Genomic DNA, 14,708 nt, shown 5'->3' on the forward strand with positions numbered 1-14,708 from the left:
GTGTTGGTGGATTGGGCGGGATCGGCGTGGCCGCTGAGCGTGGCGGGGTCGCCGTTCGGCGGACACCTCCTGTCGAGCTGCCGGTCGCACAAAAACACCCCCGCCTGGTGAGGCAGGCGGGGGCGTGTCTTTTCTGGGGGGGTGGCTCAGAACTCTGAGCCGGCGGGGAGGTCGGGGGAATCCGGGTCGTCGGGGTCGGACGGGCCGGCCGCGAGGCCGAGCTCGGCGACGCTGGCGAGGCCGGTGTGGTTGGGGACGACGCGGACGGTGTAACCGAACGGACCGGTGCGGTCCAGCTTCAGCTCGCCGTCGTAGCGGTGCCGGTTGCCCTCGTAGGTCTCCGCCAGCGCCAGCGACGCGCGGACCGGGTCCGTGATCTCGTCGTTGGTGTCGACGCGGCCGTGCAGGACCTCGACGCAGATGTCGGACGGCGCCAGGTCACCGAGCGCGGCGAACGCCCGGATCCCGACCGTCGTCCCCAACTGCGGGACGTCGCCGAGACCCTGGAGCTCCACGTGGTCGACCCGGATCTGCGGCCAGGCGGCGCGAACCTTCTGCTTCCACCCGGCCAGCTCGCGAGCACCTTCGTACGTCGAGTTCAGCGACCGCGACGACTGCGCCGCCGGCGCGTACAGCTGCTCGACGTAGTCCTTCACCATCCGGGTCGCGAGCACCTTCGGCCCGAGCTCCTTGATGGTGTGCCGGAGCATCTCGATCCAGCGGCCCGGGACCTCACCGTCGTAGAACCGCGGCGCGACCTGCTTCTCGATCAGGTCGTACATCGCGTGCGCCTCGAGGTCGTCACGCCGGTCGGTGTCCTCGATGCCTTCGGCCGACGGGATCGGCCAGCCGAACTCGTCGTCGTACCACTCGTCCCACCAGCCGTCGCGGATGGACAGGTTGAGCGCACCGTTCAGCGCGGCCTTCATGCCGGACGTGCCGCACGCCTCGTACGGACGCAGCGGGTTGTTCAGCCAGACGTCGCAGCCCGGGTACATCGGCTGCGCGAGCGCGATGTCGTAGTCGGGCACGAACACGATCCGGTGCCGGACCTCCGGGTCGTCGGCGAACCGGACCATCTCCTGGATGAGCTTCTTGCCACCCTCGTCGTGCGGGTGCGCCTTGCCGGCGATGACGATCTGCACCGGACGCTCCGGGTGCAGCAGCAGCGCCTTCAGCCGCTCCGGGTCGCGCAGCATCAGCGTCAGCCGCTTGTACGACGGAACGCGCCGGGCGAAGCCCATCGTCAGCACGTCCGGGTCCAGGATCGAGTCGACCCAGCCGAGCTCGGCGTCGCTGGCCCCGCGGTTCAGCCAGGACTGCCGGACCCGCGACCGGGTGTCGTCGATGAACCGCTGGCGGAGCAGCCGCTTCGTCTCCCAGATCTGCGCGTCCGTGGTCTTGTCCAGACCCTCGAACACGGAGTCGCCGTCGGCGGTGTAGTTCGCGTAGGTGAGGTCGTGGATCTCCCGCGCCACCCAGGTCGGCGCGTGCACGCCGTTGGTGATCGAGGTGATCGGGACGTCGATCGAGTCGAAGCTCGGCCACAGCCCGGCGAACATCCCGCGGCTGACCACACCGTGCAGCCTGGACACGCCGTTCGCGCGCTGCGCCAGCCGCAGACCCATGATCGCCATGTTGAACAGCGCCGGGTCGCCGCCCTCGAAGTCCTCGGCGCCGAGCTCGAGGATCCGCTCGATCGGGACCTCCGGGCCGAACACGTCCGGCGAGAAGTGCTGCTGGATCAGCTCGACCGGGAACCGGTCGATACCGGCCGGCACCGGGGTGTGCGTGGTGAACACGGTGCCACCACGGTTGACCTCGAGCGCGGTGTCGAAGTCCAGGTCCTTGTCGGTCGCCAGCTCGCGGATCCGCTCGATGCCGAGGAAGCCCGCGTGGCCCTCGTTGGTGTGGAACACCTCGGGCGCCGCGTGACCGGTGATCCGGCAGTACGTACGGACCGCGCGCACACCGCCGACGCCGAGCAGCAGCTCCTGGAGCAGACGGTGCTCGGTGGAACCGCCGTACAGCCGGTCGGTGACCTCGCGCTCGGAGGGCTCGTTCTCCTCGATGTCGGAGTCGAGCATCAGCAGCGGCACCCGGCCGACCTGGGCGACCCAGATCTGCGCGTGCAGCTGCCGGTTGCCGGGCAGCGTCAGGGTCACGGTCGCCGGTGCGTCACCATCCCGCAGCAGGCTGATCGGCAGCCCGTCCGGGTCCACCAGGGGGTAACGCTCCTGCTGCCAGCCCTCGCGGTTCAGGGACTGCGCGAAGTAGCCGTGCCGGTACAGCAGACCGACACCGATCAGCGGGACGCCGAGGTCGCTCGCGGCCTTCAGGTGGTCACCGGCGAGGATGCCGAGACCGCCGGAGTACTGCGGGAGCACATGGGTGATGCCGAATTCCGGGGAGAAGTAGGCGACCGCGTCGAGCGGCGAACCGCCCGCGGTCTGGAACCACCGGTCTTCGGTCACATAGCTGTCCAGGTCGGCTACTGCCAGTTCCAGCCGGCGCAGGAAAGCGTGGTCGTTGGCCAGCTCGTCGAGCCGGGCCGCCGGTACCTCGCCGAGCAGCTTGACCGGGTCACCGCCGGTGCTCCGCCACAGCTGCGGGTCCACGGCCTCGAAGACGTCCTGCGTCTCGGGGTGCCAGGCCCAACGGAGGTTGTTCACCAGGGTGCCCAGACCGGTCAGCGGCTCGGGCAGGACAGGGCGGACGGAGAATCGTCGTATCGCTCGCACCGGGACACCGTACCGGCCCGGGGGCCGGAGAACACCCTCGGCATGCATCGATCTTGCAACGCGAGCAAGATTTTGCAGTCCGGCATGTCACAGCGAGGTACTGGGAACCGATAACGTCAGGGCTGTAGACCTCGACCTACTCACCCGTCCGCCGGATCTGCACGTTTCGCAGATCACATCAGCCAGGGAGTTCATCCACGCCATGACTGGGCGCATCCCGATCACCGACGTCACCCCCACAGTCGACGCCGGAGCGTATCCGGCGAAGGCCGCGGTCGGCGAGACGTTCACCATCGCGGCCACGGTCTTCCGAGAAGGCCATGACGCGGTGAACGCGAACGTCGTACTGACCTCGCCGTCGGGACAGACCAGACGGATGCTGATGACGCCGGCCGGTCAGGGCTCCGACCGCTGGACCGTCGACGTGACCCTGCAGGAGCAGGGCGCGTGGACGTTCGCGGTCGAGGGCTGGAGCGACCCGTACGGGACCTGGCGGCACAACGCCGAGATCAAGGTGCCAGCCGGGCTCGACGTCGACCTGATGTTCGCCGAGGGCGCCGCGTTCTTCGATCGCGCCGCAGCCGGCGTACCGCCCGCCGTCCGCGCGGACCGTGGCACGCTGAGCGATGCCGCGCACGCGCTGGCGAACGGCGCGCTGCCGCCGGAGGCACGGCTGGCCGCGGGCATCTCGCCGCAGGTACGGTCGGCCCTCGGGCGCTACCCGGTGCGCGAGCTGATCACGTCGTCGGAGACCTACCCGGTGTGGGTCGACCGGACCCGCGCGCTGTACGGCAGCTGGTACGAGTTCTTCCCGCGCTCCGAGGGCGCGGAGTACGACGAGGAAGCCGGCGAGTGGAAGTCCGGCACGTTCCGGACCGCGGCGAACCGGCTCGAGGCCGTCGCGAAGATGGGCTTCGACATCCTCTACGTGCCGCCGATCCACCCGGTCGGCCACTCGTTCCGCAAGGGCCCGAACAACACCCTCGACCCGAAGCCGGGCGACCCGGGTTCGCCGTGGGCGATCGGCTCCGAGGACGGCGGGCACGACGCGATCCACCCCGAGCTCGGCACCTTCGAGGACTTCGAGTACTTCGTCGGCCGCGCCCGCGAGGTCGGTCTCGAGGTCGCCATCGACCTGGCGCTGCAGGCCTCGCCGGACCACCCGTGGGTGAAGGAACACCCGAAGTGGTTCTCGGTCCGCGCCGACGGCTCGATCGCGTACGCGGAGAACCCGCCGAAGAAGTACCAGGACATCTACCCGATCAACTTCGACAACGATCCCGAAGGCATCTACGCCGAGGTACTGCGGATCGTGAAGCTGTGGATCTCCAAGGGCGTCACGGTGTTCCGGGTCGACAACCCGCACACCAAGCCGGTGAACTTCTGGGAGTACCTGCTCGGCGAGATCCGCAAGACCGACCCGGACGTGGTGTTCCTGTCCGAGGCGTTCACCCGGCGGCCGATGATGCGCGAACTGGCGAAGGTCGGGTTCCACCAGTCGTACACCTACTTCACCTGGCGCAACGAGAAGTGGGAGCTCGAGGAGTACCTGCAGGAGCTCACCGAGGAGAGCGCGCACTACCTGCGGCCGAACTTCTTCGTGAACACCCCGGACATCCTCACGGCGTACCTGCAGTACGGCGGTCCGGGCGCGTTCAAGATCCGCGCGGCGATCGCCTCCACGTCCTCGCCGGCCTGGGGTGTCTACGCCGGGTACGAACTGTTCGAGCACGTTGCGCTGCGGCCCGGCTCGGAGGAGTACCTGGACACCGAGAAGTTCCAGCTCCGCCCGCGCGACTGGGCGGCCGCCGAGGCCGAGGGGCGCTCGCTGGCGCCGTACCTGACGCTGCTGAACAACGTCCGCCGCCGGCACCCGTCGCTGCAGCAGCTGCGCAACCTCACCCTGCACTCGGTCGACGACGAGGCGATCATGTGCTTCTCGAAGCGCTCGACCGCACCGGACGGCCACAGCGACACCGTGATCGTGGTCGTGAACACCGACCCGCACTCGGTCCGCGAGTCGATGGTCCACCTCGACATGGCCGCCCTCGGCATGCGCCCCGAGGACACCTTCACCGTGTACGACGAGATCAGCGGCGCGACGTGGCGCTGGGGCCAAAGCAACTACATCCGCCTCGACCCCAACGCCGAACCCGCCCACATCCTCGCCGTCCGCCGCGGCCAAGCCTGATCCGACCTGACGGTTGGGAAAGAAAACGTCACTGAGTGACCTCTTCTTTCCCAACCTCGGGGCCCAACCGCCTACAGAGGGACGGTTTCTGGGTATTTGAGGCCGGCGCCGGTGTTGAGGGCTACTACCTGGTCGTCGGGGTGGATCCAGCCGGTGGCGCGGAGGGATCGGATGGCGGCGAAGTTGGCGGCGCCTTCGGGGCAGATGTAGGTGCCTTCGAGGCGGGCCGCGGTGTGGAGTTCGGCGAGGATGTCGGCGTCGTCGACCGCGATCGCGCAGCCGCCGGTTTCCGCGAGCGCCTGGAGCACCAGGAAATCGCCGAGGGCCTTGGGGACGGTGATGCCGAAGGCAACGGTCTGTGCGTCCACCCAGGGCTCGCTCTCCGGCAGGCCCTTCTCCCACGCGCGGACGATCGGCGCGCAGCCGGTCGACTGCACCGCGACCAAACGCGGCAACGGACCCTCGATCCAGCCGAGTTCGAGCAGCTCGTTCAGCGCCTTCCAGATGCCGATGATCCCGACCCCGCCACCGGTCGGGTACACGATCACATCGGGCAGCTGCCAGTTCAGCTGCTCGGCGATCTCCAGGCCCATCGTCTTCTTGCCCTCGATCCGATAAGGCTCCTTCAGCGTCGACGCGTCGAAGTACCCCTCCTGGGTCCGCACATAAGCCGCCGCATCGCCGATCAGCCCGTCGATCAACTGCAGCCGCGCGCCGACCGCGGTCACTTCGCGCCGGCAGATCTCGGGGGCCGCGATCGGCATCGCGATCAGCGCCTCCATCCCGGCCCGCGCCGCGTACGCCGCCCACGCGGAGCCGGCGTTCCCGTTCGTCGGCATCGCGATCTTGCGGACGCCGACCTCGTACGCGCGAGACACCCCGACCGCCGCACCACGGGCCTTGAACGTCCCGGTCGGGATCAGCCCCTCGTCCTTCATGAGCAGACGGTCGACACCGAGCTCAGCGCCGTACCGCGGCATCGGCAGCAGCGGGGTCATCCCCTCCCCCAGCGTCACCACGTTGTCGGGCGACCGCACCGGCAGCAGCTCGTGATACCGCCACAGGTCCGGCGGCCGCGCGGCCAGGTCCTCCTTCTGCAGAGTCGGTACGCCGTACCTCGCGAGCAGCGGTGATCCGCACGGACACAGGCCGATGATCTGGTCGGCGTCGTGGGTGGCTCCACAACGAGGGCACTCGAGATGGCTCAGCGCAGAGAAGGTCACTCCCGAGAAACTACCCCGCGCGCAGATCGGTGATCGTCGGGCGCTGGTGATCGGTGAGCCGGAACCCGATCCCGCGAACGGCGTCGATGGTGACCGTCGTACCGAGCTCGTCGAGTTTGCGGCGCAGGCGTTTCACCACCGAGTGCACGTCGGCGGTACCGCGGATGTTCCGGTCCCGCCACACGGTGTGGTGCAGGGCGTCGTACGACCAGACGCGCAGCGGGACCGACATCAGCCGGGTGAGCAGATCGTGCTCGAGCTCGGTCAACGGGATCTCCCGGTCACGCCAGCGGGCGACCGACCGGCCCCGATCGATCGCGAGTACGTCGGCCTCGGGGTGGTCGCGGGCGCCGGCCGCCGCGACCGTGGTGGCCTCGACCGTGTCGGGCTCCGACGGATCGGGTTGCTCGGGCGCGGCCGGTGGTGGCGGGTGCGCGGGCACGAGCAGCTTGCGCAGTTCGTCGAGGCTGGAGACCAGCAGCAACGGGGCGACGTCGTCGACGAGCTCGGCCAGCTGGACGCGTTGCTCAGCCGAGGCCGCGACCGCGATCAGGAGCGGGAACGACTCACGTCCGGTGCTGGTCAGATCGACGTCCGCAGGGGCGGGGACACGGGCGGTGACCATCTGGTCACGATGTCAACATCTGCCTCGGATCGTCAACGGACTGCCAACGTTTGCCCACGTTGCCTCGATCGGCGCGACAGCTAGTCACATCTTGCTCACCAACTGTGCTTGTTACCACGTTGTTCTGACACATAGATTCCACGTCAGGCTTGCGGTGTCACATGCCGCAGCCCGGGGGGCACGCAGCGTGTCCGCGCCCTCCTGCAGCAGATGACTCGGGGGAGTCGACTCGGGGTCGTTTCAAGTGAGGGGCTGCAGAGATGTCACATCAACCACGAAGGGGACTCGCCAGATCGCTGGTGAGTGTCCTGGCGGCGGCAGCCGTCGTCGCGACCGGGATGGCCGCCGCCGGCCAGGCCCAGGCGACACCGCCCACCAAACCCGAAGCCACACCGTCACCGGCCGCCAAGATCAAGCCGGAGCTGATGTCCAAGCTCGACGGCAAGGACGCCAAGGCCGCGACGGACTACTGGGTCCGGTTCGGCACCAAGGCCGACCTGACCGCCGCGAGCAGGATCACGAACTGGAACGAGCGCGGTACGGCGGTCGCCGCCGCGCTGAAGAAGGCCGCCGCGGACAGCCAGGCGAAGATCCGTGCCGAGCTGGACGCGCAACACGTGAAGTACCAGTCGTTCTGGGGCACGAACGCGATCCGGATCGAGAGCGGATCGCTGGCGCTGGCGCAGAACCTGGCCACCCACAGCGAGGTCGAGGGCCTCTACGCGCCGGTCCAGATCGAGGTACCGAAGGTCACGCCCGGCCAGCAGGAGAAGGCGATCCAGTCGGTCGAGTGGGGCGTCGCGAACATCAAGGCGAACCAGGTCTGGTCGCAGTACGGCGACAAGGGCGAAGGCATCGTCGTCGCGAGTATCGACACCGGTGTGCAGTACGACCACCCGGCGCTGGTGCACCAGTACCGCGGGAACAACGGTGACGGCACCTTCGACCACAACTACAACTGGTTCGACGCGGCCGGCACCTCGCCGAACGCACCGTCCGACGGCAACGGCCACGGCACCCACACGATGGGCACCATGGTCGGCGACGACGGCGCGGGCAACCAGATCGGTGTCGCCCCGGGCGTGAAGTGGATCGCCGCGAACGGCTGCTGCCCGAGCGACGCCGCGCTGATCACGTCCGGCCAGTGGATGCTCGAGCCGACCGACCTCGCCGGGCAGAACCCGGACGCGAGCAAGCGGCCGAACGTCATCAACAACTCGTGGGGTTCGACGCTGCCGTCGAACGACCCGTTCATGGAGGACATCACCCTGGCCTGGACCGCGTCCGGGATCTTCGGTGCGTTCGCCAACGGCAACAGCGGCTCGGCCTGTCAGAGCTCCGGTTCGCCGGGCAGCCTGACCAGCAACTACTCGGCCGGCGCCTACGACATCAACAACAACATCGCGTCGTTCTCCGGCCGCGGTGCGGGCCAGAACGGCACCATCAAGCCGAACATCTCGGCCCCCGGTGTCAACGTCCGCTCCAGCCTGCCGGGCAACACCTACGGCGCGTTCAACGGTACGTCGATGGCGACGCCACACCTGACGGCCACCGTGGCCCTGCTGTGGTCCGCCTCGCCGACCCTCAAGGGTGACGTCGCCGCCACCCGCGCGCTGCTGAACCAGACCGCGATCGACACGCCGGACAGCCAGTGCGGCGGCACCGACGCGAACAACAACGTCTTCGGTCAGGGCCGCCTGGACGCGTTGGCGCTGGTCGGCGCCGCGCCGATCGGCGACACCGGCACGCTGTCCGGCACCGTCACCGCCGCCACCGGTGGCGCGGCGCTGGCCGGCGCGAGCGTGACGATCAAGACCGCCGGTCAGCCCGACAAGACGCTGACCACCAGCAGCAACGGCACGTTCTCGTCGGTCCTTCCGGCCGGTGACTACGACCTGACGGTCGCGTCCTTCGGGTACAAGACCGCTACGAGCACCGCGACCATCACGACCGGTCAGACCACCACCAAGAACTTCGCCCTGGAGAGCACTCCGCAGGTGAGTGTCGGTGGCACCGTCACGGACGGCTCCGGCCACGGCTGGCCGCTGTACGCGAAGGTGACGGTCGAGGGTCCGGGTGGCGTGTTCGACTACACCACCCCGAGCAACGGCCGGTACAGCCTGAAGGTGCCGTCCGGTGCGGCGTACTCGCTCAAGGTCGAGGCGAAGTACCCGGGCTACACCACCGTCAGCCAGCCGATCACGGTCGGCAGCGGCAACCTGACCAAGAACATCACCGTTCCGGCCGACTCGAACTCGTGCGCCACGGCGCCCGGCTACAAGTTCGGCTCGGACGGCGTCTACGAGACCTTCGACTCCGGTGCCGCGCCGAGCGGCTGGACCGTGGTCGACGGCAAGGGCAACGGTCAGGTCTGGAAGTTCGACGACCCGGGCAACCGGGGCAACCTGTCCGGCGGCAGCGGCAAGTTCGCGGTCGTGGACAGCGACAAGTACGGCGGTGGCGGGTCGCAGGACACGTCGCTGGTCAGCCCGGTCGTGGACCTGAGCTCGGTCACCGCTCCGGTGATCCGGTTCAACCAGGACCTGAACTACCTCAGCGGTGAGAAGGCCGACGTCGACCTGTCGATCGACGGTGGCGCCACCTGGAGCAACGTAGCCGCTCAGGCCGCCGACCTCCGCGGCGTCAAGGAGATCGCCATCCCGCAGGCGGCCGGCAAGTCCGCGGTCCAGGTGCGGTTCCACTACTACGACGCGTCGTACGAATGGTGGTGGCAGGTCGACAACGTCCTGATCGGCAGCCAGATCACCTGTGTGCCGACCGGCGGCGGCATCGTCGTCGGCAACGTCAAGGACGCCAACACCGGCGGTTTCGTGAACGGCGCGACCGTCACCCGGGACGGCAGCGGCGACAGTGCGACCACCGTGGCGACGCCCGAGGACACCGGCCTGGACGACGGCTTCTACTGGCTGTACTCGTCCGCGGACGGCAACCAGGGCTTCACCGCCAAGGCCGGCAACTACGTCAGCTCGACCGCGACCGTCGGGGTCGAGGCGGACTGGACCACGGCCGCCGACTACACGCTGAAGGCCGGTCAGCTGACCGTCACGCCGGGCAGCATCACCGGCAGCCTGAAGCTGCCGGCGGGCAAGGTCACCAAGTCGTTCACCGTCAAGAACACCGGCGGTGCCGACGTCGACGTGAAGTTCGGTGAGAAGGACAGCGGTTTCGTCCTGGAGAACGCGAACGGCTCCAAGACCACCAAGGCCGAGGTGGAGAACGGGGTCGGTGCTCCGCTGCAGCGGCTCGCCGTCAACACCTCGTTCGCCCGGATGCTGTCGGGCAAGACCGGCGCCGCGCCGGCCGTCGCGCAGCCGCAGGCGGCTCCGTGGACCGACATCGCCGACTACCCGGCCAGCGTGATGGACAACCGGGTGGTCAGCCTCGAGGGCAAGACCTACTCGATTGCCGGTGGCAACGGTAGTGCGTCGACCGGGAACAGCTACGTGTACGACCCGGCCACGCTCGCCTGGACCGCGATCGCCCCGCTGCCCGGCGCCCGCAACGCGATCACCGTGGGTGTCGTCGGCGGCAAGATCGTCGCCAGCTCCGGCTGGGGAGCCTCCGGCCCGGCGGCGGAGACCTGGGCCTACGACCCGGCCGCCAACGCCTGGTCCGCACTGGCCGCCAACCCGGCCCCGCGGGCCGCGGCCGGTCAGGCCGTGCTCGACGGCAAGCTGTACGCCGTCGGCGGCTGCACCAGCGCCAACTGCACCCCGATGAGCAACACGGTCGTCCGCTACGACCCGACGGCCAACGCGTGGGACACGCTGGCGAACTACCCGAAGTCGGTCGCGTTCGCGTCCTGCGGTGCCATCGACGGCAAGCTGTACTGCGCCGGCGGTAACGACGGCACCAACTCGCTGAAGAACGCGTACGTCTACGACCCGGGAGCCGACTCCTGGACCGCGATCGCGGACGCTCCGGCCGACCACTGGGCGGCGTCGTACGCCGTCGCGGGTGGGAAGCTGCTGGTCGTCGGCGGTGTCCAGGCCGGTGCGGTCACCAACGCCGGGTTCGCGTACGACCCGTCGGCGGAGGCCTGGTCCGCGCTGCCGAACGCCAACCTGCCGCGGTACCGCGGTGGTGCGGCGTGTGGCTTCTACAAGATCGGTGGCTCGTCCGGCAGCTTCAACGCGACCGCGGACAGTGAGGCCCTGCCGGGTCTCGAGGACTGCACCGAGTCGTCGGCCGACGTGAGCTGGCTGTCGCTCGACCAGACCGAGGTCACCCTGGCCCCGGGACAGTCGACGACCGTCAAGGTGACGCTGAACGCCAGCGTCGACCAGCCGGGTGCCTACAGCGGTGCCGTGACGATCGGCGAGAACACGCCGTACTCCGTCCCGGCCGTCGGCGTGACGATGAACGTCACTCCGCCGAACACCTGGAGCAAGCTGCTCGGCACCGTCACGGGCGTCAGCACGTCCGGCGCCTCCGCCCCGCTCCCGGGCGCGATCGTCGAGGTGGACTCGTGGGCGCAGTCCTACACGTTCATCACCGACAAGGACGGTAAGTACGCGTACTGGCTCGACCGTCGCAACAACCCGCTCACCCTGATCGCCGCGAAGGACGGCTACAAGCCCCAGACCCGCACCACCAAGCTGGTCGCCGGCACCCCCGTCACCGAAGACTTCGCCCTGAAGTCGATCAAGTAACCCCAGCCCCATCCCTCGGCCCCGGACCACCTCGGTCCGGGGCCGAGGCCTTGTGGGGAGGTTTGTGCACCTGGAACGACATGTAGAACTCCCCAGTCGCCCCGACGTTGTCCACAGGCGCGAAGTTGGCGCGAGGGAAGGGTGGCGAGGGGTGCATGTTCTGGGGTGTGGAAGGGAGCATGCGTGAAGTGCTTGAGGGACAGGAAGGAGCGTTCAGTCGGGGGCAGGCGCGGGCCTGGGGGATCTCGGATCGGTCGCTTGCCGTGCGATGCCGGGCTGGGCGGATCCAGCGGGTGTATCGGGGTGCGTACGTCGACTTCTCGGGGCCGGTGCCGTGGGAGACGCGGGTGTGGGCCGCGTGGCTCGCGTACGGGCCGGAGGCCGCGCTGGCCGGCGAGACCGCGCTCCGGCGCTACGGGATCTCTTCGGACCGAGACGACGGGGTTCGGGCTGTTGGGGTTCGGGGTGTTGGGGTTCGGGATGAGGTGGTTCGGCTGGAGGTGCCGCATGGGCGGAGGGTGCGTGGTGAGGATGGTGTTGTGATCAGCCGGGCGCGTGGTTTCGCGCAGCGGGTGGTCGAGTCGCGGGAGCCGCCGATCGTGCGGCTCGAGGTGGCGGTGTTGACGGTTGCGGGTCGGCGGGCGACTGCGGATGGTGCCGCTGCGCTGGTGCTTGACGTGTGCCGGCAGCGGCGTACGACTCCGGCGCGGCTGCTGAGTGAACTGGATCGGATGTGTCGCCTTCCGCGGCGTGGGCTTTTGGTGCAGGTACTGCGTGATGCTGCTGAGGGAGTCGAGTCGTTCCTGGAGCTCGTGTACTTGCGGAGGGTCGAGCGGGCGCACGGGCTTCCGACCGCGCGGCGTCAGGTTCGCGTGAACGGCGTACGTGGTGTTGTGTATCGCGATGCCGAGTACAACTACGACCTGATCGTCGAACTGGACGGGCGGGCCGGACACGAGGACGCTGGCCCGCCTCCCCTACCCCGTGCTCCCGCACGTGCCCGGTTGGTTTGGGGAGTGCTGTGCACCTGAATCGATCAGCAGGACTCCCCAGTCCGATCGGGCGGAGGGAGAGTTAGGCAGCCGGGAGGAGGTGGAAACCTACGCCTCGGACGGCGTGGATGGTGACGGTGGCGCCGAGGTGGGTGAGTTTTTGGCGGAGGCGTTTGACGACCGAGTGGATGTGCGAGCCGCGGCCGAGGTGCTCGTTGCCCCAGACGGCGTGGTGGAGGCGTTGGTAGGTCCAGACGCGGCCGGGTTCCGCGACCAAGCAGTGCAGGAAGTCGTGTTCCAGCGGAGTCAGTGGCATCTCGCGGTCCCTCCAGCGGACAACCCTGCGATCCACGTCCAACTGCAACTCCCCCACCGGCGCCGGCGCAGCTGCCGCGACCACGGCTGCCGAGTCTGCCGGTGCAGCAGCTGCTGACAGCGCGGCTGTCGAGACGGTGGTCGGCGAAGCTGCTGCGACCGCCTTGATCTTGGTGTGGCGGTCGATGGTTTGCGGCATGGTGACGGATGGACTCGGCGCCACGCTTACACCGGTCAGTTCCAGGAACGCGCGTGCCTGGTCGGCGCTCGACACCAGCAACAGGGCGTCGGCTTCGCCGAGCAGGCGAGCCAGGTGTACCCGTTCGGCCGTGGACGCAGCCACGCCGATGATCAATGACGAGTCGGACGACCTCTCCAGCGACATCACAGCAAGCCCCTCCCAGTCGAAACCCGCCCCGCCACAAGTACGGTTCACGGCACGAACTAAGTCAAGGGATTCCACGCGCACCCGGCTGGCACATATGCGTCCTGTCCGAGACACGACAGGAAATCCCCGACGAAGATCGCGACGCTCCCGCGCCGGGTGTGCGCCGAACCTGCGCAGCGGAGTAGTCTCCTCGCGCACGGCCACTCTGACCGCATTCACGGAGGAACAGTGCCCGGTCTGGTTCGGCGGCCGCTCGTCATCTGGTTGCTCGCTGCTCTCGCAGTCCCTGTGCTGCTGACCGCTGTGCTGGTTCCGGCCCGCGCCGGCACCACCGAGGACGATCTGCGCGACCGCACGCTCGCCGCCCTGCAGGCCCGCGGCATCGAGACCCGCTCGGTCGATTTCGACGGCCGCGACGCCAAGGTCGCGCTGCCGCCGGACGTCGATCCCGGCAAGGTCCGGGAGATTGTCGCGGGTGTCGACGGCGTCCGATCGGTCGAGATCATGAACGGCGCGTCCAGCGCGGCGACCGGCGGCACGCCTACAACACCGGCCACCACTCCGACGTCACCGCCGATCGCGCCGTCGACGGTGCCGGTCGAGGAGTCCGACGTACCGCCGTTCGAGGTCGGGCGGACGAACCAGGCGATCCGGGTGCAGGCGCCGGTGCGGAGCCAGGCGGTCAAGGAAGCCATCGCCGCCGAGGTCGACCAGGTGCGCGGCGAGGACCGTGAGTACGACGACCGCACGACGATCGATCCGGCCAACGGCATCGCCGACGCGTCGGCGGTGTCCGCGCTGCTCCGGGCGCTCGCGATCGGCACCGGTGACGCCTCGGTGCGGTACGACGGCGACACGATCACGCTGTCCGGCCAGGTGCCCGACCAGGCGACGAAGGCGACGGTCGGACGGGCCGCGGCGAAGGCCGTACCGGGCGCGGTGGTGGCGGACCAGCTCAAGCTGCCGGCGCCGGCGAAGCCTGCGGTGAGCGAGCCGTGCCGCACGTTCCCGACGCGTCTGGCCGAGTTCAGCCGGCAGTACAAGATCAACTTCCTGTCCGGTACGGCGATCGTCAACGACGCCTCGAAGCCGTCGGTGATCCGCGCCGCCGCCCTGCTGAAGTCCTGTACGACGGCGCGCGTCGAGCTCGCCGGTCACACCGACGACCTCGGTTCGCCGGCCACCAGCCTGCCGCTGTCCGAGCGCCGCGCGGCCGCGGTGAAGACCCAACTGGTCAAGCTCGGCGTCAACCCGAACCGGATCCTGGCGAACGGGTACGGCGAGTCCTTCCCGATCGCCTCCAACACCACCGGCACCGGCCGAATCGCCAACCGCCGCGTCGAGATCCGCCCCCGCTGACAACCCACCGGCCCAACCCGGTGAACCAACCGCGGCCAGTGCGTAGACGACGAACCGCCTGCTGCGTAAGGCATCGCGCGGTCCGGCGACCAGCACGCCGACGACGAACGCGACTCGCATTCCGTCGGGTTGGAGTGCGGGGACGGTGCAAGACGGAGTAGGGTCACGGACTGTCGAGATCGGTGGTCCACAGCTTTCGTA

8 protein-coding genes are annotated in these 14,708 nt (G+C 69.0%); 4 read left to right on the top strand and 4 right to left on the bottom strand.

Annotated elements, in window-relative coordinates:
• Positions 1–146 precede the first annotated feature (146 nt).
• Positions 147–2,741 (bottom strand): alpha-glucan family phosphorylase, encoded by a 2,595-nt coding sequence (gene glgP, locus ACWGID_RS35975; RefSeq protein ID WP_452203817.1) that lies wholly within the window; start codon positions 2,739–2,741, stop codon positions 147–149.
• A 202-nt stretch (positions 2,742–2,943) separates the two neighbouring features.
• Here glgP and ACWGID_RS35980 point away from each other — a divergent pair, with 202 nt between their 5' ends.
• Entirely contained in the window at positions 2,944–4,932 is a 1,989-nt protein-coding gene (locus ACWGID_RS35980) for an alpha-1,4-glucan--maltose-1-phosphate maltosyltransferase (protein WP_452203818.1), read from the top strand.
• Between the two features lie 71 nt (positions 4,933–5,003).
• Here ACWGID_RS35980 and ACWGID_RS35985 read toward each other — a convergent pair whose 3' ends face one another.
• Positions 5,004–6,155 (bottom strand): threonine synthase, encoded by a 1,152-nt coding sequence (locus tag ACWGID_RS35985; protein ID WP_452203819.1) that lies wholly within the window; start codon positions 6,153–6,155, stop codon positions 5,004–5,006.
• A gap of 10 nt (positions 6,156–6,165) precedes the next feature.
• Positions 6,166–6,780, bottom strand: a complete 615-nt coding sequence (locus ACWGID_RS35990) for a winged helix-turn-helix domain-containing protein (RefSeq protein ID WP_452203820.1) — start codon at positions 6,778–6,780, stop codon at positions 6,166–6,168.
• Positions 6,781–7,079: 299 nt separating this feature from the next.
• Here ACWGID_RS35990 and ACWGID_RS35995 point away from each other — a divergent pair, with 299 nt between their 5' ends.
• Both ACWGID_RS35995 and ACWGID_RS36000 read left to right on the top strand, forming a co-directional pair.
• Positions 7,080–11,453: a S8 family serine peptidase gene (locus tag ACWGID_RS35995; protein WP_452203821.1), complete on the top strand. Its 4,374-nt coding sequence runs from the start codon at positions 7,080–7,082 to the stop codon at positions 11,451–11,453.
• A 179-nt stretch (positions 11,454–11,632) separates the two neighbouring features.
• Entirely contained in the window at positions 11,633–12,484 is an 852-nt protein-coding gene (locus ACWGID_RS36000) for a type IV toxin-antitoxin system AbiEi family antitoxin domain-containing protein (protein ID WP_452203822.1), read from the top strand.
• 43 nt (positions 12,485–12,527) lie between these two features.
• Here ACWGID_RS36000 and ACWGID_RS36005 read toward each other — a convergent pair whose 3' ends face one another.
• The gene (locus ACWGID_RS36005) at positions 12,528–13,145 is read right to left on the bottom strand and encodes a helix-turn-helix domain-containing protein (protein WP_452203823.1); all 618 of its coding nucleotides are present in this window, start codon (positions 13,143–13,145) and stop codon (positions 12,528–12,530) included.
• A 231-nt stretch (positions 13,146–13,376) separates the two neighbouring features.
• On the opposite strand from ACWGID_RS36005, the gene arfA reads away from it, so the two are divergent.
• Positions 13,377–14,507, top strand: coding sequence for a channel-forming protein ArfA/OmpATb (gene arfA / locus ACWGID_RS36010; protein ID WP_452203824.1), 1,131 nt, complete (start codon positions 13,377–13,379; stop codon positions 14,505–14,507).
• Positions 14,508–14,708 lie beyond the last annotated feature (201 nt).

It is taken from the genome of Kribbella sp. NPDC054772 (assembly GCF_053611945.1).